This window comes from Micromonospora sp. SCSIO 07396 (assembly GCF_053667945.1).
Map to the genome: position 1 here is coordinate 1,372,851 of NZ_CM132210.1, position 20,978 is coordinate 1,393,828.

Annotated in this window: 15 protein-coding genes; 6 read left to right on the forward strand and 9 right to left on the reverse strand. The window is 72.7% G+C overall.

Features of this window, described 5'->3' with window-relative positions; genetic code table 11:
- The first annotated feature begins 9 nt into the window (after positions 1–9).
- From ACWCHM_RS06200 to pulA, 3 genes are all read left to right on the forward strand, one after another.
- Positions 10–768, forward strand: coding sequence for a hypothetical protein (locus ACWCHM_RS06200; protein ID WP_281895868.1), 759 nt, complete (start codon positions 10–12; stop codon positions 766–768).
- A gap of 105 nt (positions 769–873) precedes the next feature.
- Positions 874–1,647: a cellulose-binding protein gene (locus ACWCHM_RS06205; RefSeq protein ID WP_204959109.1), complete on the forward strand. Its 774-nt coding sequence runs from the start codon at positions 874–876 to the stop codon at positions 1,645–1,647.
- Positions 1,648–1,801: 154 nt separating this feature from the next.
- A complete protein-coding gene (gene pulA, locus ACWCHM_RS06210; protein WP_454221715.1) occupies positions 1,802–7,297 on the forward strand; it encodes a pullulanase-type alpha-1,6-glucosidase in 5,496 nt (1,831 codons plus the stop codon).
- A gap of 131 nt (positions 7,298–7,428) precedes the next feature.
- Here the strand turns inward: pulA and ACWCHM_RS06215 are convergent, their stop codons facing one another.
- The 3 genes from ACWCHM_RS06215 to ACWCHM_RS06225 all read right to left on the reverse strand — a co-directional run bounded on the left by ACWCHM_RS06215 (position 7,429) and on the right by ACWCHM_RS06225 (position 11,411).
- Positions 7,429–9,087, reverse strand: coding sequence for a right-handed parallel beta-helix repeat-containing protein (locus ACWCHM_RS06215; RefSeq protein WP_281895872.1), 1,659 nt, complete (start codon positions 9,085–9,087; stop codon positions 7,429–7,431).
- Positions 9,088–9,435: 348 nt separating this feature from the next.
- Positions 9,436–9,681, reverse strand: coding sequence for a hypothetical protein (locus ACWCHM_RS06220; protein ID WP_454221716.1), 246 nt, complete (start codon positions 9,679–9,681; stop codon positions 9,436–9,438).
- Positions 9,682–9,929: 248 nt separating this feature from the next.
- Complete coding sequence (locus ACWCHM_RS06225; RefSeq protein WP_454221717.1) at positions 9,930–11,411, reverse strand: aminopeptidase P family protein; 1,482 nt, start codon at positions 11,409–11,411, stop codon at positions 9,930–9,932.
- Positions 11,412–11,632: 221 nt separating this feature from the next.
- On the opposite strand from ACWCHM_RS06225, the gene asnB reads away from it, so the two are divergent.
- Complete coding sequence (gene asnB / locus ACWCHM_RS06230) at positions 11,633–13,594, forward strand: asparagine synthase (glutamine-hydrolyzing) (RefSeq protein WP_204959105.1); 1,962 nt, start codon at positions 11,633–11,635, stop codon at positions 13,592–13,594.
- Between the two features lie 111 nt (positions 13,595–13,705).
- On the opposite strand, the gene ACWCHM_RS06235 is transcribed toward asnB, so the two are convergent.
- Positions 13,706–14,842, reverse strand: coding sequence for a lytic polysaccharide monooxygenase auxiliary activity family 9 protein (locus ACWCHM_RS06235; RefSeq protein ID WP_204959104.1), 1,137 nt, complete (start codon positions 14,840–14,842; stop codon positions 13,706–13,708).
- Between the two features lie 342 nt (positions 14,843–15,184).
- On the opposite strand from ACWCHM_RS06235, the gene ACWCHM_RS06240 reads away from it, so the two are divergent.
- Positions 15,185–16,117 carry a carbohydrate kinase family protein gene (locus ACWCHM_RS06240; RefSeq protein WP_454221718.1) on the forward strand — a complete coding sequence of 311 codons (933 nt, stop codon included), beginning with the start codon at positions 15,185–15,187 and terminating at the stop codon, positions 16,115–16,117.
- A gap of 79 nt (positions 16,118–16,196) precedes the next feature.
- Here ACWCHM_RS06240 and ACWCHM_RS06245 read toward each other — a convergent pair whose 3' ends face one another.
- Positions 16,197–17,027, reverse strand: coding sequence for an MBL fold metallo-hydrolase (locus ACWCHM_RS06245; RefSeq protein ID WP_454221719.1), 831 nt, complete (start codon positions 17,025–17,027; stop codon positions 16,197–16,199).
- A complete protein-coding gene (locus tag ACWCHM_RS06250; protein ID WP_454221720.1) occupies positions 17,024–17,428 on the reverse strand; it encodes a thioesterase family protein in 405 nt (134 codons plus the stop codon). Before ACWCHM_RS06250 ends, ACWCHM_RS06245 begins: the two co-directional genes overlap by 4 nt.
- A 123-nt stretch (positions 17,429–17,551) precedes the next feature.
- Between ACWCHM_RS06250 and ACWCHM_RS06255 the strand changes: the two genes are divergently transcribed.
- A complete protein-coding gene (locus ACWCHM_RS06255; protein ID WP_204959100.1) occupies positions 17,552–18,589 on the forward strand; it encodes a phosphatase PAP2 family protein in 1,038 nt (345 codons plus the stop codon).
- Here ACWCHM_RS06255 and ACWCHM_RS06260 read toward each other — a convergent pair whose 3' ends face one another.
- Genes ACWCHM_RS06260 through ACWCHM_RS06270 form a run of 3 tightly spaced genes read right to left on the reverse strand, consistent with a single transcriptional unit; the run spans position 18,590 to position 20,816 of the window.
- Positions 18,590–20,086 carry a PH domain-containing protein gene (locus ACWCHM_RS06260; protein ID WP_374760018.1) on the reverse strand — a complete coding sequence of 499 codons (1,497 nt, stop codon included), beginning with the start codon at positions 20,084–20,086 and terminating at the stop codon, positions 18,590–18,592. It lies immediately after the preceding gene.
- Entirely contained in the window at positions 20,083–20,601 is a 519-nt protein-coding gene (locus ACWCHM_RS06265; RefSeq protein ID WP_281895881.1) for a PH domain-containing protein, read from the reverse strand. The genes ACWCHM_RS06260 and ACWCHM_RS06265 overlap by 4 nt, the downstream gene beginning before the upstream one ends.
- A complete protein-coding gene (locus tag ACWCHM_RS06270; protein ID WP_454221721.1) occupies positions 20,598–20,816 on the reverse strand; it encodes a hypothetical protein in 219 nt (72 codons plus the stop codon). Before ACWCHM_RS06270 ends, ACWCHM_RS06265 begins: the two co-directional genes overlap by 4 nt.
- Between the last annotated feature and the right edge of the window lie 162 nt (positions 20,817–20,978).

Here is a 20,978-nt window from a genome sequence, read left to right on the forward strand (position 1 = left end):
AGGAGGGCCATGCCTGGCACGCGTGGGACGCGGTGGACGTCCCGACTGCCCCAGGCGGTCGCCGCGACGCCCTGGCTGCTCGCCTCGATCGGGGTGATCGTGCTGCTCCTGCTGCTGGTCAAGGCGTTGGTGGCGGTGCTGGGCCACGATCGTTACGCCACGCACGATGCCGGGTCACGCAGCGAGGCCGTGATGGTGCCCGGGGTGCCGGCGGTGACCGAGTCGGCGTCGGCGTCGGCCTCACCGTCGCCCACCCCCACCCGGCGGGCCACCGGCGGCGGGACCGGCGTGGCCCCACCGGCGATAGTCCGGACGCCCGCCGCGTCCCGGTCGGCCAGCCCGTCGGCGTCCGTGTCGCCGTCGCCCCTGGCCCTCCCGCCGTCGCCGGCCACGCTGCTCAACGACGACGCCCCGGGCATCACCTACCGGGGGCGGTGGGCGGTCTCGCGGAACCGGCCGTTCGGCGACCACCGCGACGACGTGCACTACACCATCCATGACGGGGACTCGTTCAGCTTCACGTTCACCGGCACCGGCCTGGACTACATCACGTCGCGCGACCCCGAGTACGGTGACGCCGACGTGTGGATCGTCGACTCCGGTGGGCGACCGGTGAAGCAGCAGCGGGTGAGCGCGCGGGCGCAGCGTTACCAACCGCAGCAGACCGTGTTCAGCGTGCAGGACCTGCCGGTCGGGCGCTACACCATCCGGGCGGTCAAGCGCAGCGGGGTCTACTTCCAGGTGGACGCGCTGCGGGTGCGCGGCTGACGGGACAAACGAACTGTCCGGTTAGGACAAACTCCGGACGTTGGGCACTTTCCGACAATCGCCTGAATCGTTACTCTTCTCGGACGGGGCCGACCAGGGAGGGTCATGTCCGGCATGCGTCGCGCGCAACCGCGGGCACACGGAGCGGGTGCGCTGGCGTCGTCGCCATGGGTCGTGGTCGCCACCGGTGTGCTGGTGATGGTGGTGCTCCTGATCGTCGCGTTGGCGTCGTACCGCAGCCGGGGGCCGGCGTTCGAGGCCCGGCCGGCCGATCCGCTGCCGACCTACTCGCTGCCCGGATCGGGGGCGACCAACCCGGCCCGGGTGGCGGCGAACCTCCCTGAGCCGGTCGTCCCCGGGCTGACGCCCCGCCGTACCGATCCGCCCCCGGTCGAGGTGCCCGTGGTGGTCGTCCCGGGCGGGCCGTCGGCCGGTGACGACGTGCCCGAGCCGCCGGCCGGCGGGGTCGTGCCACCGCCAGGCGAGCCGGCCGGCGGGCAGCCCCGGCCGACCACGCAGCCACCGCCACCTCCGCCGCCGGCCACGCCGTCGTCGCCGGTGAGCGGCCGGTTCAGCGTGCGGGACAGCTGGAACAACGAGGCGTTCATCGGTGAGGTGCTGCTCTACAACCGCGACCGGGTGTCCCGGCCGTGGACGGTGCGGTTGGTGCCGCCGCCGGGCAGCCGGCTGGTCACCTCGTGGGTCGAGGGTGCCCCGCAGGGCACCCCCCGGATGTCCGGCGGGGTGTTCACGTACACCAGCGGGGTGAACGTCGGACCCGGCGCCTCGGTGCCGTTGCGGTTCCACTTCGAGAACACCGGCGGCAGCATCCGGCCGTCGCGGTGCACCGTCGACGGGGTGCCCTGCTCCGGTCTCTGACCCACCGGCCGGGTCACCGGTCGCCGCCCGGGCCATCGGTCATGCCGCGTTCTGCAAGATTGCTGCCGTATTGCCGCAGTGTTTGCAAGGTATTGCAGAATGTTTCGGCAAGGGCTAGCGTGCGGGCGAATCAGCGACCATAGGAAGGCCGTCGATGAAACCCCCGCTGCCGCGCAAGGCGCTGCTCGCCCTGGTCTCCACCCTCACCCTCGCCCTCGTCGGTGTCCCGGTCGCCGTCCACCACCTCGGTGCCGACGCCACCGACCGACCGTCCACCATCGACGCCCTCGCCGCGGCCGGCGCCGCCCAGTGGGACGCCGAACCCGCCACCGAGGCGCTGCTCGCCGCCGGCACCGGCCGGGGACGGGCCGAACAGTTCTACTTCGTCCTGCCCGACCGGTTCGCCAACGGCGACCGCCGCAACGACACCGGCGGTCTCACCGGGGACCGGCTGCGCACCGGCCTCGACCCGACCGACAAGGGCTTCTACCACGGCGGCGACCTCAAGGGCGTGATCGACAAGCTCGACTACATCCAGGGTCTCGGCACCACCGCCATCTGGCTCGCGCCGATCTTCAAGAACCGTCCCGTGCAGGGCAGCGGCGCGGACGTCTCCGCCGGCTACCACGGCTACTGGATCACCGACTTCACCCAGGTCGACCCGCACTTCGGCACCAACGAGGAGATGAAGCGGCTGGTCAAGCTGGCCCACCAGCGGGGGATCAAGGTCTACCTCGACGTCATCGTCAACCACACCGCCGACGTCATCTCCTACGCCGAGGGCAGGTACGCGTACATCGACAAGAAGACGTCGCCGTACACCGACGCGCAGGGGCGCGAGTTCGAGGACCGCAACTACGCCGACGGCACCCGGGCCTTCCCGACGGTGAACCGGGACTCCGGGGCGTACACGCCCACCTTCGCCAGCCCCGCCGACGCGAAGGTCAAGGTCCCGGCCTGGCTGAACGACCCGACGATGTACCACAACCGGGGCGACTCCACCTTCACCGGCGAGAACAGCGAGTACGGCGACTTCTACGGCCTCGACGACCTGTGGACCGAGCGGCCCGAGGTGGTCCGGGGTCTGACCAAGGCGTACGGCGACTGGATCGCCAGCACCGACGTCGACGGGTTCCGGCTGGACACCGTCAAGCACGTCAACCTCGACTTCTGGCCGCAGTTCAGCCAGGGCATCAAGCGCGCCGCCGACAAAGCGGGGAAGAAGGACTTCTTCATGTTCGGCGAGGTCTACAGCGCCGATCAGGAGGTCACCTCCACCTACGTGCGGCGCGGCGGGCTGCCGGCCACCCTCGACTTCTCCTTCCAGGAGGCGGCCCGCGCCTACACCGCCGCCGACGGGCCGGCGAAGGCGCTGGCCGACGTCTACGCCAAGGATTCGCTGTACGCCGCGCGGGACACCGACGCCGGCCGGCTGACCACCTTCCTCGGCAACCACGACATGGGCCGGATCGGCTCGTTCGTCGCCGCCGCCGGTGGTGACGACGCCCGCCAGCTCGGCCGGGACCGGCTCGCCCACCAGCTGATGTTCCTCACCCGGGGGCAGCCGGTCGTCTACTCCGGCGACGAGCAGGGCTTCACCGGGCCGGGCGGGGACAAGGACGCCCGGCAGGACATGTTCGCCAGCCGCACGGCGGACTACCTCGACGACGACCTGATCGGCACCACCCGCACCCACGCCAGCGACCAGTACGACACCACCCACCCGCTCTACCGCACCATCGCCGAGCTGGGCCGGCTGCGGGCCGCGCACCCCGGCCTGCGCGACGGCGTGCAGGTCACCCGGTACGCCGCCGACGGGCCGGGTGTCTTCGCCTTCTCCCGGATCTCCCCGGCCGACCGCACCGAGTACCTCGCCGCGGTGAACAACGCCGGCACCCCGCAGACTGTCACCGTGCAGACCTGGTCACCCGGCACCACCTTTACCGGCATCTACGGCGGCACGGCCACCCCGGCCGCCGGCTCCGACGGAAAGCTGAGCCTGACCGTGCCCGCCGGGTCGGCCGTGGTGTTCCGGGCCGGTCGGCCCGTGCCGCAGGCCACCGCCAAGCCGGCCGTCACCCTCACCGAGCCGGGCGTCGACCCGGTCGCCACCCGGGCCGCCGTCACCGCGCAGGTGACAGGTGACCCGCTGGCCACCGTCACCGTCGCCGCCCGGGTCGCGGGTGGGAAGTGGACCCTGCTGGGCAGCGCGCACACCGCGCCGTACACCGTGCACCACGACCTGACCGGGCTGGCCGGGGGCACCCGGGTCGAGTACAAGGCGGTCGTCCGCGACGGGAAGGGACGCACCGCCGCCACCCGGTCGACCGGGGTGGTCGGCACCCCGGCGCAGGGCGCGTCCCGGGACTGGGTGGTGGTGCACTACCAGCGCCCCGCCGGGGACTACGCCGACTGGGGGCTCTACGCCTGGGGTGACCTCGACCCGGCGTACGTCACGCAGTGGCCCGCCGGGCAGCCGTTCGCCGGCGAGGACTCGTACGGCCGGTTCGCCTGGGTGAAGCTCAAGCCCGGCGCGAAGTCCGTCGGGTTCCTCGTGGTCGACAAGGCGGGCACCAAGGACGTCGCCAACGACCGGACCGTCGACGTGACCACCACCGGTGAGGTCTGGGTCAAGCAGGGCGACCCGGCGCTCTATCCCACCCGGCAGGCCGCCACCGGCGAACCCGACCCGCCCGTCGACCCGAACACGGCGGTCATCCACTGGCGCAAGGCGGACAACGACTACGCCGGCTGGGGCCTGCACCTGTGGGACGGGGCGGCCACCCCGACCGACTGGTCGAGCCCGCTCCTGCCCGAGAAGATCGACTCCTTCGGCGCGCTGTTCCGGGTGCCGCTGGCGGCCGGCGCGACCGGGCTCAACTACATCATCCACCGGGGCGACACCAAGGATCAGCCCGACGACCAGCGACTCGACCTGACCGGGGTCGGCCACGAGGTCTGGCTGCTGGGCGGGGTGCCCGGCCGGCTGCTGCCCGCCACCGCCACCGGGACGACCAAGGACCTCGACATCACGAAACAGCAGGCACAGTGGATCGACAGGTCCACCCTCACCTGGGCCGTCGGTGCGACCGACGGCAAGGCGTACGCCCTGGTGGCGGCACCGGCGGGTGGGCTGGGTGTGGTCGACGGGGAGCTGTCCGGGACGTACACCTCGCTGCCGTTGCGGGCGCAGCGCAACGGGCTCACCGAGGCCCAGCGGGCGGCCTTCCCGCACCTGTGGGCCCACCAGGCGTTCCACCTCGACCGGGCCGACCTGGCGAAGGTGCCGGCGGCGTTGCGTGGGCAGCTCGTGGTCACCGAGCGGGACGCCAAGGGCGCGCTGCTGCGCGCGACCGGGGTGCAGATCCCCGGGGTGCTCGACGACGTCTACCGGGCCGCCACCGACGCGACGCTCGGGGTCAGCTTCGCCGGCCGGGTGCCCACCCTCGCGGTCTGGGCGCCCACCGCCCGCACCGTCACCCTCGAACTGTCCGACACCCCGTCGGCGCAGCCGCGCACGGTGGCGATGCGCCGCGACGACCGCACCGGCGTCTGGTCGGTACGCGGCAGCCGCGACTGGACCGGCCGGTACTACCGCTACCGGGTGCAAGCCTGGCAGCCGGCCGCCCAGAAGATCGTCACCGCCTCGGTCACCGACCCCTACTCGGTGGCGCTCGCGGCCGACTCCACGCACAGCCAGATCGTCGACCTGGCCGACCCGGCGCTCGCTCCGCCCGGCTGGTCCGGGCTGCGCAAGCCGGCCGCGCCGCCCGCGTCGCAGGCGCAGATCTCCGAGCTGTCGGTACGCGACTTCTCCATCGCCGACACCACCGTGCCGGCCGACCGGCGGGGCACCTACCTGGCCTTCACCGACCCGGACACGGCCGGCATGCGACACCTCAAGGCGCTCGGCGACGCCGGGGTCAACTACCTGCACCTGCTGCCGGTGTTCGACTTCGCCACCATCCCGGAGAAGCGGGCCGACCAGCGGCAGCCCGACTGCGACCTGGCGGCGCTGCCGCCGGACTCCGACCGGCAGCAGGCGTGCGTCGCGGCGGTCGCCGACACCGACGGCTACAACTGGGGGTACGACCCGCTGCACTACACCGTCCCGGAGGGCGGCTACGCCGTCGACCCGGACGGGGCGCGGCGGACCGCCGAGTTCCGCCGGATGGTCGCCGGGATCAACGACGCCGGCCTGCGGGTGGTGCTGGACGTGGTCTACAACCACACCTCCGCCGCCGGCACCGATCCGAAGTCGGTGCTGGACCAGGTGGTGCCCGGCTACTACCACCGGCTGCTCGACGACGGCACCGTCGCCAACTCGACCTGCTGCGCCAACACCGCCCCCGAGCACGCCATGATGGGCAAGCTGGTGGTCGACTCGCTGGTCACCTGGGCGAAGCAGTACAAGGTGGACGGCTTCCGGTTCGACCTGATGGGCCACCACCCGAAGGCCAACATCCTGGCCGTCCGGGCCGCGCTGGACCGGCTGACCCTCGCCCGCGACGGCGTCGACGGGAAGAAGATCCTGCTCTACGGCGAGGGCTGGAACTTCGGCGAGGTCGCCGACGACGCCCGGTTCGTGCAGGCCACCCAGGCCAACATGGCCGGCACCGGGATCGGCACCTTCAACGACCGGCTCCGCGACGCGGTACGTGGTGGCGGCCCGTTCGACGGCAACCCGCGCGTGCAGGGCTTCGCCTCCGGCCTGTACACCGACCCCAACGGCGACGACGTCAACGGCACCGCCGCCGAGCAGCAGGCCCGGCTGCGCCACCAGCAGGACCTGATCAAGGTGGGGTTGACCGGCAACCTGCGCGACTACCGGTTCACCGACTCCGCCGGCCGGCAGGTCACCGGGGCGCAGGTGGACTACAACGGCTCGCCGGCCGGCTACACCGCCGCCCCCGGCGAGGCGGTCACCTACGTCGACGCGCACGACAACGAGATCCTGTACGACGCGCTGGCGTACAAGCTGCCCACCGGCACCTCGGCGACGGACCGGGCCCGGATGCAGGTGCTGGCCCTGGCCACCACCGCGCTCGGGCAGGGCACCGGGTTCGTGGCGGCCGGGTCCGAGCGGCTGCGCTCCAAGTCGCTGGACCGCAACTCCTACAACTCCGGTGACTGGTTCAACCAGATCCGCTGGGACTGCGCCCAGGGCAACGGCTTTGGCGTCGGCCTGCCCCCGGCGGCGGACAACCAGGACAAGTGGCCGTACGCCAAACCGCTGCTGGCCGATCCGGCCCTGGTGCCCGGTTGTGCCGCGATCGACCTGGCCGACGCCCGGTACGCGGAACTGCTGGAGATCCGGCGGTCCTCGCCGGTGTTCGGGCTGACCACCGCCGCGCAGGTGCAGCAGCGGGTCGCGTTCCCGCTGTCCGGGGCGAAGGAGACCCCGGGGGTGCTCACCATGACCCTCGACGCCCGGGGGCTGGGCGGCCGGTGGACGTCGGTGACCGTGGTCTTCAACGCCACCCCGACGACGGCGAAGCAGACGGTGGCCGGGCTGCGGGGCACGGACACCACCCTGCACCCGGTGCTTGCCGACTCGGCCGACCCGGTGCTGCGGACCGCCTCGTTCGACCGGGCGGCGGGCACCTTCACCGTTCCGGCGCGCAGCGTGGCGGTCTTCGTCCGACGCTGACCCGGCCGGGCGTGGTCCGGCGGTGTGGACGGCACGACGACGACCGGCCCCCCTCCGCGTGTCGCGGAGGGGGGCCGGTGCGTGTCCTGCCCGGTGTGCCGCCGTCACCGGCCGCACGTCACCCGGGGTGCTCAGCCGAAGCAGTTCGGGATGGTGTCACCCGGGATGGCCAGGCAGTTGGTCGGACGGTTCGCGACGATCGCGGACTTGTCGTCCACGTTCACCACGCCCTCGAAGGTGAACACACCGCCGGGGGCGAGGGTGGCGAAGTTGTTGGCGACCTTCGTCCGGCTGAGGTTGACCTCGCCGAAGATGTTGAAGATGCCGCCGCCGACACCGATCGGACCGAGGGCCCGGTTGGCGACGACCTCGGACTCGCGCACCGTGGTGACGCTGTCCGCGTTGAACAGCCCGCCGCCGAAGAAGCCGGCGGTGTTCTCCTTCAGGTAGCTCTTCTCGATGGTGACCGCGCTGTCGAACGCGACGGCCACGCCGCCGCCGACGCCCGCGGTGCTGTTCTTGGCCACCGTCGAGTGGTGCACGTTGACCTGGGCGTCCGCCGCCGCGAGACCGCCACCGGCGAGCACCGCGGTGTTCGACAGCAGTTCGGTGTAGCGCACGGTGGTGTTGCCGCCGATGTCGAGCACGCCACCGCCGAAGCCGAGCGTCTCGTTGTCGGTGATCTTGGACTTGTCGATCAGGACGGTGCCACCGTCGACGTCCTCGGTGAAGATCTCCGCGGCGCCGTTGGCGACACCGCCACCACCGACGATGGCGGTGTTGTCGGTGATCGTGGACTCCTCGACCTGGAGCAGGCCGGCGTTGAAGACGCCCCCGCCGAAGAAGAAGGCGGTGTTGTGGGCGACCTCGGTGTGCCGCAGCGACGTGGTGCCGAAGTTGGCCAGCCCGCCGCCGTTGCCGCCGGACTGGTTCAGCACCACCGAGGTGTCGAACAGGTTGGCGGTACCGCCGGGCTGCACCAGGATCCCCGCGCCGTCGTTGACGCCCGGCTCCTCGACCAGCGTGCCGACCTTGCCCGGCTTCGCCTTCGGCGCGGCCTTCACCGCGGCCTTGCGGGCGGCCTTCGGCGCGGCCTTCAGGCCGGCCTTCGGGTTCGCCTTACGGGCGGCGAGCGCCTGGGCCAGCGGGGTGCCGGCCTTGACCTGGGCGGCGATCGCCTGCGAGTCCGAGTAGGCCCCCCACACCGCGGCCGGCGAGACCGGCTGCAACGCCTCGATGGTCTGCCCACCCTTGATGGTCAGGCCCTTGAGGCTCAGGTGACCGCCGGGACCCACGTTGAGGATCCGGAAGTAGTCGGCGGTGGCGTCCCGGGTGATCGTGGTGTGCTCACCCCGCAGGGTGATGTCCTGGGTGATCACCGGCAGGCCGTTGCCGTCCTGGTTGCGGGTCAGGTTGTAGGTGCAGCCCTTGGCCAGGTCCAGCACGCCGCCGTCGCGGCTGTTGGCGAAGACGATGGCCTGGATGAGCCGGTCGGTGTCGCAGGGCACCTCCTTCCCGCGCTCGCGGTCCTTACCGTCGTAGTCGTCCTTGCCGCCACGGTCCGGGCCCTCGTCGCCACGACCCTCGCCGCCGTCCTTGGTGACCTGCTGAGTGGTGTTCCACTTCAGTCCGCTCACCCCGACCGCCCCGGCGCTGCCGGCGACGCCCACCGCGGCGAGACTGACCACACCTGTCAACCCGGCGACGCCACTGGCGAGCCAGAGCTTGCGACGGCTCCTGCTCCCCGTCGCCCGCGCGGAGGCTTCGTTGTTCGTTAGGTAGTTGGACATCGGAGCTCTCTGCCCTCTCCTCGTACCAGACAGGGTCGCCGCGCCTGAGCGGACGTCCCCTGCTACAAATCGGTTGTAGCTCCCGAAACCCACGGTATGAGAAGGTTCCTCGCTATGAGGTCAAAAACGAAGAAAGCCCGCTTTGGGGACGTGGCGCTTCGGTCAGGCGCTTTCCCGGACGGCCGGGCGTCGCATGCCACCGCCACCCACCACCGCAGGATCGTGCTGAAAGCACGAAGTAGTGGCCTCGGTAGTTCCGAAGGCCACTACTTCGTGGTTCGAGCGTGATCGTGACGGGGTGCGCCCGACGTGACGACGCGGGGCGACCAGGAGGTGATCAGCTCGTGATCATGTGCGCGCGGGTGACTCGGCACGCCGTGCGGTCGTCCCGGTGTCGTGTCGCGCCTGTCGGGTGGTGGGTCGGGTGTCGTGTTGCCGCTGGCCGGCGATGTGCCCGGTGTTGCTGTGCTCCCGTTCGGTGGTGGGATCGGCGTCGCGGAGCTGCTGGCCGGCGGCGGTGACCCGGGCCGGGAACTGCCGGATCCGGTCGGCCCCCGTACCCCACCGGGCTGCCCACGCTGTCGACCAGCCCACCGAAGTGAGCCGGGAGCGGAGTGGCCCGCTTGGCGATCATGGAGTTGTGGTGCTGATTTTGGGGCTTTGTAGGCGTTTTGTTACCCACCACAACTCCATGATCGGCGAGGCAGCGCTGGTGGGCGCGAACAGCCGTCCCAGCTGAGGCAACGGTGTTGTCCACGATGTAGTCGGCCCCGCCGTCGGTGCGCGTCACCCGATCGGGGAACGCGTCCGGCGGTGGGGCCGTCGGCGGTGGGTGCGGAAGATCAGCCGGGCAGGCGGGGGCCTGCCTCACGCTGCTCGGCCAGCCAGGTCTCCACCTCGTCCGAGCGGCGGGGCAGACCCGCCGACAGGTTCACCGAGCCGGTCGCGGTGACCAGGATGTCGTCCTCGATCCGGACGCCGATGCCGCGCAGCTCCTCGGGGACCAGCTCGTCCTCCGGCTGGAAGTACAGCCCCGGCTCGACGGTGAGCACGTAGCCCTCGCCCAGCGCGCCGTCGCGGTACTTCTCCTTGCGGGCGTTCGAGCAGTCGTGCACGTCGATGCCGAGCATGTGGCTGGTGCCGTGCAGGGTCCACCGCCGGTAGACCGTGGAGGCCGGGTCCATCGCCTCGTCGACGCTCACCGGGAGCAGGCCGAGATCCTTCAACGCCTCGGCGAGCACCCGCATCGAGGTCAGGTGCACCTCACGGAAGCCGACCCCCGGGCGGATCGCGTCGATGCCGGCCTGCTGGGCGGCGTACACCGCGTCGTAGACCTGGCGTTGCAGCGGGGTGAACCGGCCGTCGACCGGCAGCACCCGGGTCACGTCGGCGGTGTAGAGGTTGCGGTTCTCCACACCCATGTCCATCAGCAGCAGCTCACCCGGGCGGGTCGCGCCGTGGTTGTGCACCCAGTGCAGGATCGTCGCGTGCTCGCCCGCGCCGACGATCGAGCCGTAGCCGACGTCGTTGCCGTCGTGCCGGGCCCGCAGCGCGAAGATCCCCTCCAACAGCCGCTCGGAGACGCCCCGGTCGGCCGGCAGCGCGCGGGCCACGTCCTCGAAACCGCGGACGGTGGCGTCGACCGCCTCCTGGAGCTGGGCGACCTCCCACTCGTCCTTGACCAGCTTCAACTCGGCGATCGTGATCGCCAGCTCCCGGTCCCGGCCCGGCTGCCCCTCCTCGCGGGGGCCGTCCCACGGGCGCACCGCCGCGTCGACCCGTTGGTCGAAGCCGCGCAGCACCCGGGTCCGCCCCGGTGCCATCCGGGCCAGCGCCCCGTCCAGCGCGGACAGGTCCTCGGTGGCCAGGCCCAGCTCGGTGGACTTCTCGGCCAGCGTGTGCCGCCGCCCCACCCACAGCTCGCCGTGCCGGCTGCGGAAGAACTCGTCGGTCTCCCGCGAGGACCGGGGACGCATGTACAACGTCGCGTCGTGCCCCGAGCCGTTGGGCCGCAGCACCAGGACGCTGTCCGGGTCGTGGTCACCGGTCAGGTAGGCGAAGTCGCTGCCCGGCCGGAACGGGTGGTCGGTGTCGTTGGCGCGTACCTTCTCGGTGCCGGTGGGGATGACCAGCGTCTCGCCCGGGAAGGCGGCGGACAGGGCCTCCCGCCGCTTGGCGTGGTGCGGGACCTCCGGCCGGGGGCCGACCGGCAGGCTGGTGTCCCGCCAGCCCTGCCGCATGAAGGACAGGAACGCCTCCGGAAAGTCCGGATCGTGCGATTCGGTGCCGTCCGCCGGCTTGCCGTCCGTCCGTTCCTCGGCCATGTCGGCTCCCTTCGCCTCGTCGCTCGTCCAGACGGTACTCCGGCTCCGCCCGGACGGGGTGCCTGCGGTCCCGCACCCGACGCCCCGCCGGCCCGACCCCGTCCGGGTGACTCGATGCTGTCCGGGGCCCGGGGCCGGGCCCGGCGGATCGTGTCGTGGGGAGGGGGACAGAGCCTGCGGTGCCGCGCGGGCGGATTGCGCCGCGTGGAAAGATGTCGGCCATGTGCGGACTCCTGGCCTTCTTCAGCGCGAACGGCAACGCCGCCGCCCACCGCGACAACATCGCGGGGGCGTTGGAATGCCTGCACCACCGCGGACCGGACGAGACAGGGGTCGAGGTGGTCGGTGACGCCACCGGCCACTACGCCGACGGGGTGTTCGCGCACAAGCGGCTGGCCATCATCGACGTGGCGTCCAGCCACGAGCCGCTGCCCTACGCGGGCGGTCGCTACCTGCTGACCTTCAACGGCGAGATCTACAACTACATCGAGCTGCGCGAGGAGCTGGTCCGCACCTTCGGCGCCCAGTTCGCCACCGCCGGGGACGGCGAGGTGATCGTCGCCGGCTACCACTACTGGGGCGAGCAGGTGCTCACCCGGCTGCGCGGCATGTTCGCCTTCGTCATCTGGGACCGGCAGGAGCGCCGGGCGTTCGGCGCGCGGGACTACTTCGGCATCAAGCCGCTGCACTACCTGGAGACCGCCGACGGGCTCTACCTCGCCTCCGAGAAGAAGGCGCTGCTGCCCTTCGCGCACTCCTACTACCAGGGCGACGCCGGCATCGACACCGCCAACCTCAGCCACTACCTGACCCTCCAGTACGTCCCCGAGCCCGGCACCCTGCACCAGGGCATCAGCCGGATCGGTTCCGGGGAGTACCTGACCTGGTCGCCGGGGGGCCGGCTGGACGTGCGGCGCTGGTACCGGCCGGTGTTCCGGCCCGCCCCGGTCGCCGACGAACAGCGGCTGTACCACGAGATCCGGGAGACGCTGCGGGAGAGCGTCCGGATGCACATGCGCTCCGACGTGCCGGTCGGCTCGTTCCTGTCCAGCGGCATCGACTCCACCGCCGTGGTGGCCCTGGCCCGCGAGTTCAACCCCAACATCCTCACCTTCACCGTCGGCTACGACGTGCCCGGCTACTCCGAGATCGACGTGGCCCAGGACTCGGCCCGGCACCTCGACGTGACCACCATCGCCACCAAGATCGGGCCGCAGGACATGATCGAGGCGCTGCCGAAGATCGTCTGGCACCTGGACGACCCGGTGGCCGACCCGGCGCTGGTCCCGCTGTACTTCGTGGCCAAGAAGGCCGCCGAGCACGTCACGGTGGTGCTCTCCGGCGAGGGGGCCGACGAGTTCTTCGGCGGCTACACCATCTACCGCGAGCCGCTCTCCCTGGGCACCGTCAACGGCCTGCCCGGCGGGGTGCAGAAGGGCCTGCGGGCGGTCTCCAAGGCGATCCCGCAGGGAGTCAAGGGCAAGAGCTTCCTGGAGCGCGGCACCACCCCGATCGAGCAGCGCTACTACGGCAACGCCCGGATGTTCACCGAGGAGGAGAAGCGGCACCTGCTGCGCCGCTACGACCCGTCGGTGCGCTACACCGACGTCACCGCCCCGATCTACGCCGAGTGCACCGAACTCGACGACGTCACCAAGATGCAGTACGTCGACCTGTACACCTGGCTGCGCGGCGACATCCTGGTCAAGGCCGACCGGATCTCGATGTCGCACTCGCTGGAGGTGCGGGTGCCGTTCCTGGACCGGATGGTGTTCGACGTGGCCTCCACCATCCCGGTCGACCTGAAGCTGCCGCCCCGCTCCGACGCCACCAAGTACGCCATGCGCCAGGCGTTGCAGGGGGTCGTGCCGCCGGCCATCGTCAACCGCAGGAAGCTGGGCTTTCCCACCCCGACCCGGGTCTGGCTGCGCGGCGAGATGTACGAGTGGGCCCGGCACGTGCTGTCCACCTCCGGTGCCGGCGACCTGATCGACCTGTCGTACGCGATGCGGCTGCTGGAGGAGCACAAGCGCGAGGAGGCGGACAACTCCCGCAAGGTGTGGACGGTGCTGATCTTCTGCATCTGGCACGCCATCTTCGTGGCCAAGACCCTCGACCCGGGCATCCAGCGCAACCAGTCGGCGCTGCTCACCAAGCCGGTGGTCGGCAGCATGGTCCGCTGACCCCGGCCCGGTCCCCGTCGGCACGTCGCGGCGGACACCGGGCCCCGGACAGGCCGGAGGCCCCCGCCCGATCGGGCGGGGGCCTCCGGTGTGTGCGCGTTCAGCGTCGGGTCACCGGCCGGAGCAGGAGACCGTCGGCAGCCCGTTGGTGCCGGTGCTGCTGGCCGTGAAGCCGAACGTGGTCGTCTTCTCCGGCGCGATCGAGCCGTTGTACGCGGCGTTGGTGACGGTCACCGTCGACCCGCTGGTGCTCAACGTGCCGTTCCAGACCTGCGAGATCACCTGCCCGTTGGGCCAGGTCCAGCTCGCCGTCCAGCCCCCGTAGGTGCGGGTGCTGTGGTTCATGATGGTGACCTCACCCTGGAACCCACCGGACCAGGCGCTGACCACCTTGTAGACCGCCATGCAGTCGCTGTTGCCCGGCGGCGGGGTCGTGGTCGGCGGCGGCGGAGTGGTGGTCGGCGGCGGCGGGGTCGTGGTCGGCGGCGGGGTGGTGGTCGGTGGGGGCGTCGTGGTCGGCGGGGGCGTGGTGGGGTTGTTGCCACTGCCGACCCCGGTCACCTGACCGTTGCCACCGTCAAAGGTGACGTCCGAGCAGCCGAAGAAGTTCTCCTGGCTGTCCGAGCGCACCCAGCGGGAGTAGATGATGTGCCGGCCGGACTTGCCCGACGGCAGGTTCCCGCTGAAGTAGTAGTGCCCGTCGTTGGTGCCCGACGCGCCCCGCTGGGGCGGGTTGGTCACCGTGAGGAAGGGCTCCTCCAGGTCGCTCCAGGCCAGCGGCCGGGTCGGGCTCCAGCTGTCCTTCGTCACATAGAAGTAGAAGGTGCCCGGGTGGTGCGCCCAGTTGCTGTACTTGAAGTCGAGCCGCGCGCCGGACGTCAGGTGGGTCAGCGGCCAGTCGGTGCGGGCCAGGTCGTACCCGGCGAAACCGGTGTTGCCGCCGCTGCACAGCTTGCCGTCGGGGATGAACCCGACGGTGCGGCCCCCGGCGTCCGAGCGGAGCACGCTGAACCAGTTGTAGAGGGAGTTGGTGCCGCTCTGGGCGACCGCGGCGGAGCAGGCCGGGTTGTTCGGCCTGATCTCGCCGGTGGTGGTCAGGCCGTCCTGCCAGCACAGGTACGTCCGGCTACCCGGCACGATCGGCGTGCCGTGGGCGGCAGCCGGTTCGGCCTGCACTGTCAGGGCCACGGCCCCGAAGGCGAGGGTGGCGGCCGCGGTGAACAACGCGGCCGTACGGGAACGGAGCACGAGCTTCTCCTGATCTGCGGGGTGGCGCGAGCGCGCCCGCCCCGCACGAGGGTGGGGGATGCGTCGATCGCGGCTCGGGCCGGCGGCCCCGCGGGGCCGACAGGCGCGTGCCGTCGACGGTCCGTGCCCACGGACCGGTGCCTCTCGCGTCGAGCCCCCAGCTGATCACCGGACGGGTGCGGCAGCCCTCCGCGCCGGCCCGGCACCCCAATACCATCACGTCCGGACGAACCCTGCAATAGCCGCTGCTCGATGGATGTGGCCGGGATGCCCGGCCGGCCCCGATCGGCGGGGGCCGTTGTGCCAGCCTGGTAGCCGGACGACGAGGTGCCGGGAGGCGACATGGGATACGCGGTGGTGCTCGGCGAGGCGCTGATCGACCTGCTGGACGCCGAGTCCGGCGGCGGGCCGGTGTTCCGGCAGGCGATCGGCGGCGGCCCGCTCAACGTCGCCGTCGGGGTGGCCCGGCTCGGCGGCACGGCCGAGTTCGTCGGCTCCCTCGGCGACGACGTGCTCGCCGGCCGCATCCGGACCTTCCTCGCCGCCGCCGGGGTCGGGCTGACCGGCGTGGTCACCGTGCCCGCACCCACCACGCTGGCGGTCACCACCCACACCGGGGCGGAGCCGGACTTCCGGTTCTACGGCGAACCACCGTCGTACGGCCTGCTCGCCGCCGACGACCTGGACGTGGCGCTGGTCGAGGGCGCGGACGTGCTCTACTGCGGTTCGATCGTGCTGCTGCGCCCACCGACGCTCGCCGCCGCCCGGCGGGCCTGGTCGCTCGCGCCCGGCCTGCGGGTCTTCGACCCCAACGTCCGACCCCGCCTGCTGTCCGGCCCGGCGGAGCTGGCCGCCCTGCGCCAGGTGGTGGTGGAGTTCGCCGCCGGGGCGCACCTGGTGAAGCTCAGCGGCGCCGACGCCGCCCTGCTCTGGCCCGACGAGCCGGCCGAGGGGGTCGCGGCGTACCTGCGGGAGGTGGGCGCGGGCACGGTGGTGGTGACCCTCGGCGCGGACGGCGCGCTGGTCGCCGCCGGCCCCGACCCGGTCCGGGTGCCCGCCCCGATGGTGCACGCGGTGGACGCCACCGGCGCGGGCGACTCGGTGATGGCCGCGCTCGTCGCCGAACTGCTGGCCGACGGCGAGCCGGGCACGCCTGACGACTGGCACCGACGGGTCGCGTTCGCCCTGCGGGTCGCCGGTCTGGTCTGCGAGTCGCCCGGCGGCGCGGTCGCCATGCCCACCCGGGACGCGGTCCGCCGCCGCTTCGCCGACTGAGCGCCACCCGGTCGCCGGGCCGCCCGGCCGTGCCCGGCGCGGTGCCGGCCCGTCCGGGCTGCCTGCGACGGCCGGCGACTCAGGGCGTGCCGTCGAGTTCCCGGTAGCCCCGGCGGGCGGCGACGAGACCGGGGCGGGCACCGAACGGAGAGTCGGCGGCCACCCGCTCCGGCGGGGCCCCGCCGGTGTGCGCGGCCCGGATCAACCAGGCCAGCTCCACCAGCCGGGCGTGCTGGGCCCGGACGAACCCCACGTCCACCGGCGTGCCGTGACCCGGCACGACCACCGTGTCGGGCGTGGCCATCCGCAGCAGGTCGGCCACCGCGTCCGGCCACTGCAACGGGTACGACTCCTCGAACGCCGGCGGCCCGGACTGCTCCACCAGGTCCCCGGCGACCAGCACGTCGGCGTCCGGCACGTGCACCACCAGATCCGCGTCGGTGTGCCCGTGGCCCGGGTGTCGCAGCACGACCCGCCGGCCACCGACGTCCAGCACCGTCTCGGTGTGCACGGTGTGGGTCGGGGCCAGCAGGGGCGTCCCGGCCAACTCGTCGGCGAGCGCCGGCTGGGCCGACCGCATCTCCTCGTACGCCGCCCGGCGCAGCCGGTCCGGCCGGTCACGCATGGCGGCGGCGGCCACCTCGTGGGCGTACACCGGGCGGGGCGGGTCGGCGGCGAGCGTCGCGTTGCCGAAGCAGTGGTCGAAGTGGTGGTGGGTGTTGACAAGCGTCCACGGATACGGGGTGATCGCCCGCGCGGCGTCGGCCAGCGCGGCGGCCTGCCCGGCGGTGGACAGGGTGTCCACCAGCAGCGCCGCGCCGTCACCGACCACCAGTGTGACGTTGACGTCGAGCAGCGGCTCGCGCAGCACGTGGACCCCGTCGGCGACCGCCGTGAACCGGAACGTCACGACGCCCGCTCCGCCCGTGCCACGAAACGCTGCCTGTCGACCAGGGCCCGTTCCACCCGGCCCGAGGCCACGGTGGTGTCGCCGTCGGTCACCGTCACCTCGAACAGCAGCCGTCGGCCGTCGGCCCCGACCAGCCGGGCGTCGGCCACCACCGTCCGCCCGACGGGGGTGGCGGCCAGGTGTGCCAGCTCCACCCGGACCCCGACCGTGGTGCTCCCGGCGGGCATCGCGGGGGCCGTCGCGGCCACCGTGGCCGCCTCGGCGAGGGCCACCACCCGGGGGGTGGCCAGCACCGGCACGTCACCGGAGCCGACGGCGGCCGCGGTGTCGGCCTCGGTGACGGTCAGCTCGACCCGGGCGGTCAGCCCCGGCGGGAACGGGTCGTCCGGTTGTTCCTGCATGCGCTCAGCCTAGTGGGGGGTCACCGGGGCCGACCGGACGACGGGCCGGCCGGGACACCCGCCCGTCGGCGCACCGGTGGTCGGCGGTGGTCGATGCGTCGCCCACCGTTAACCTTGACCGCGATGGCCGTTGTGACTGAGCCCCCGCCCCCCGTCCCGACCGACACCCCCGACCCGTCCGTCGGTGGGCGACGGCGGGTGACAGCGATGTCCGTCTGGGGCGTCGCCTTCGTCGTGACCTGGCTGGCCATCGGCCTGCCGACCGACCCGGCGTACGCCTTCCTGTGGATCTGGGCCGGCACCGTCGCCTGGAACTGGGGCCGGCCGTGGCGCAGTCACCTGCGCTTCGCCCGGGACTGGATCCCGGTGGTGCTGCTGCTCGCCGTCTATAACCTGTCCCGGGGCTTCGCCGACAACGGCCGTACCCCACACGCCTACGAGCTGATCGTCGCCGACCGGCTGATGTTCGGCTGGGCGACCGGGGGCGAGGTGCCGACGGTGTGGCTCCAGCAGCACCTCTACCAGCCCGACGTGCGCTGGTGGGACGTGCTGGTGAGCTGGGTCTACTTCTCCCACTTCGTGGTGACGCTGGCCGCCGCCGCCGTGCTCTGGCTGCGTAGCCGTGAGCGCTGGGGGGCGTACATGCGGCGCTGGGGCTTCCTGTGCGCGGCGGGCCTGGTCACCTACTTCGCCTACCCGGCCGCGCCGCCGTGGTGGGCGGCGCAGAACGGCCTGCTCAGCGAGGTGGCCCGGATCTCCACCCGGGGGTGGAAGGAGTTCGGCATGCACGGCGCGGGCAACCTGCTCAACGCCGGGCAGATCGCCTCGAACCCGGTCGCCGCGATGCCGTCGCTGCACACCGCCTGGGCGTTGTTCGTGGTGCTGTTCTTCCTGCGGTCGACCCGTCGCCGCTGGTGGCCGCTGCTGCTGGCGTATCCGCTGGCGATGACCTTCACGCTGGTCTACAGCGGCGAGCACTACGTCATCGACGTCCTGGTCGGCTGGGCGTACGTGGGGATGACCTTCCTGGTGGTCGGGCTGGCCGAGCGGGCCTGGCGGGCCCACCGCGCCCGGCGCGGTGCCCCCGCCGACGGTCCGCCGCCCGGCGGACCCGCCCCCACCCCGGCCACCGTCACCCCGGCGGGCGGCGTCGGACGCTGATCAGCGGGCCCGGCGGGCGGCGTGCGCCCGCGCGGTCAGTTCGGCGGCGAGCGCCCACGCCTGCGTCAGGTCACGGTCGTGCGCGGCGGCCCCCGAACCGCCGGCCGTGTCGACGTGCACGGTGGCCAGCCGCAGCCGGCGCTGCGCCGGCCCCTGCACCACCCGGACGCTCTGCATCCGGGCGTACGGCACCAGCGTCAACTGCCGGGTGAGCAGGCCGGAGCGGACGGCGAAGACCCGCTCGTGCAGCCCCGCCCCGAGCACCCGGGCGCTGAGCGGGTGCAACCAGCGGGCCCGGGTCGGCGGGGGCGTCAGCGGCAGCGCGGTCAGCGTCACCCCGGGCAGCACCTCGTCGACGATCGCCGCCCCGACGGCCAGGTCACCGACGGGCAGCAGCCGGTCGGGCCGGTTGCGGTCGTCAGCCTCGCCGCCCGAGTAGCCGGCGACCTCCAGCCGCAGCCGCAGCCATCCCTTCATCCGCCAGAGCAGCGGCCAGGTCACCCCGACGGTCTGCACCCGCTCCAGCGGCACGGTCTGCATCCGCGTCTCTAGCAGGCCGTTGTGGATGCGCAGCCGGTCGGACTCGCGGGCCAGCCGGAAGTTCCAGTCGTCGAGGACCCGGCGGACCGGTTGCAGCAGCACGCCGGCCATCGCGGTCAGGGTGCTGGCCACCGCGATGAACGACCAGGAGCCCTCGGAGAGGAACTGCGCCACCACGAAGGCCACCCCGAACGGCAGCAGGAACGCCTGCGGGGTGAGTAACTGGCTGACCAGCAGGTCGGTGTTCGGCACCGCGTGCAACGACCGGCCGGCCGGCTCCCGGTCGTCGGCCGGCGCGGCGACGTCCCCGCCCGGCTGGGGGAGGCCCGCCGGCTGCGCGGCGGGGCCGGTGGTCGCGCCGTCGGGCAGGCCGGCGGCCACGGCGAGCAGCCGTTGCCGCAGCCGGGCCGCGTCGGCGACCGACAGGTACGCCAGCGGCGCTTCGGTCTTGCCGCCGCCGACCACCTCCAGACGCAGCTCGGCCAGGCCGGTGAGCTGCGCCAGCAGGGGGCGCACCACCTCCACCGCCTGCAACCGCTCCAGCGGTATCGCCCGGGTCCGCCGCCACAGCAACCCCTCGTGCACCCGCAGTTCCCGCCCGACGATGTGGTAGCCGGTGTTGTACCAGCTCACCACCGCCAGCACCGTCGCACCCAGGGCGAGCACCGCCACCAGCACCGCGAACCAGCCGAAGCCGACCCGGGACAGCGTCGACCAGGAGAGCCCGGCGATCACCACGACCAGGGACTTCGCCCCCTGCAACACCGGGCTCAGCGGGTGCAGCCGCTGCCGCGGCTCGGCACCGGTCGGCCCGCCCGTCCCCACCGGTGCAGCCTCCGGGGCCGCCGGGACGTCCGTGGCCACCGGCGGATGCGACGCCCGCGGCGTGCCGGGAACCGCCGGAACCTCAGGGGCCGCCGGGTGGGGGGCGGCGGGGCCGGGCGAATCGTCGGTCACAGCCCCTCCGCCCGGTCCTCACCGAGGGCGGTGAGCCGGTCGCGGAGCCGGGCCGCCTCGGCCGGCCGCAGGCCGGGCACCCGGGCGTCGCTGGCCGCCGCGGCGGTGTGCAGCTGCACGGTGGCGAGGTCGAAGGCGCGTTCCAGCGGGCCCGCGCTGACGTCGACGAACTGCATCCGCGAGTACGGCACGATGGACAACCGGCGGACCAGCAGCCCGTGCCGGACCAGCAGGTCGTCGGCGCGTTCGGCGTACCCCCAGGCGTGGACGGCGCGGACGATCGTCGCCACCCGCCAGCCGCCGCCGAGCAGCACCACGGCGCAGCCGGCACCGAACAGCCAGTGCCCGGTGAACGCCCAGCCCAGCGCCAGCCCGACCAGCAGCACCGCCAGGCCCATTGCCAGGCGGAGCAGTTCGACCCAGATCAGGTCGGTCGAGATGCGCTGCCAGTGGACCGTGTCCGGCCAGGGTTCCAGGGCGCTCACCGGGGACTGGGGTGGCTCGGCAGCGTTCACGCTTCGAGGGTATGCGATCCGGGGAGCGCGGTGACCTCACGGAGGAACCCGCGGGCGTCGAGGAAGTCGCCGAGGCTGCCCCGGTGGGCCGGGCAGGCGAGCCAGGTCTTGCGCCGCTCGGGGTCGTGCAACCGGGGATTGTTCCAGCGCAGCGCCCACACGGCTGGCGCACGGCAGCCCCGGGACGAACAGACGGCGGGGGTGGGATCGGTCACCAGGGGAGTCTAGGCGCGCACCGGGACCGGAGGAGAGATGAGCGCCGGGCGGCCACGGGGGGAGCCGCCCGGCGACGGGGTGAATCGTACACGCGGCAGACCCCTTCGTGTCCAGCCTCGTTCAGCGATTCGGTGATCCGGACGGCGTACCCGAAATCGGGT

Excerpts from the sequence above, each read along its gene's own strand:
- ACWCHM_RS06200 (WP_281895868.1), top strand. The coding sequence starts at position 10 with ATGCCTGGCACGCGTGGGACGCGGTGGACGTCCCGACTGCCCCAGGCG.
- ACWCHM_RS06205 (WP_204959109.1), top strand. The coding sequence starts at position 874 with ATGTCCGGCATGCGTCGCGCGCAACCGCGGGCACACGGAGCGGGTGCG.
- pulA (WP_454221715.1), top strand. The coding sequence starts at position 1,802 with ATGAAACCCCCGCTGCCGCGCAAGGCGCTGCTCGCCCTGGTCTCCACC.
- ACWCHM_RS06215 (WP_281895872.1), bottom strand. The coding sequence starts at position 9,087 with ATGTCCAACTACCTAACGAACAACGAAGCCTCCGCGCGGGCGACGGGG.
- ACWCHM_RS06225 (WP_454221717.1), bottom strand. The coding sequence starts at position 11,411 with ATGGCCGAGGAACGGACGGACGGCAAGCCGGCGGACGGCACCGAATCG.
- asnB (WP_204959105.1), top strand. The coding sequence starts at position 11,633 with ATGTGCGGACTCCTGGCCTTCTTCAGCGCGAACGGCAACGCCGCCGCC.
- ACWCHM_RS06240 (WP_454221718.1), top strand. The coding sequence starts at position 15,185 with ATGGGATACGCGGTGGTGCTCGGCGAGGCGCTGATCGACCTGCTGGAC.
- ACWCHM_RS06250 (WP_454221720.1), bottom strand. The coding sequence starts at position 17,428 with ATGCAGGAACAACCGGACGACCCGTTCCCGCCGGGGCTGACCGCCCGG.
- ACWCHM_RS06255 (WP_204959100.1), top strand. The coding sequence starts at position 17,552 with ATGGCCGTTGTGACTGAGCCCCCGCCCCCCGTCCCGACCGACACCCCC.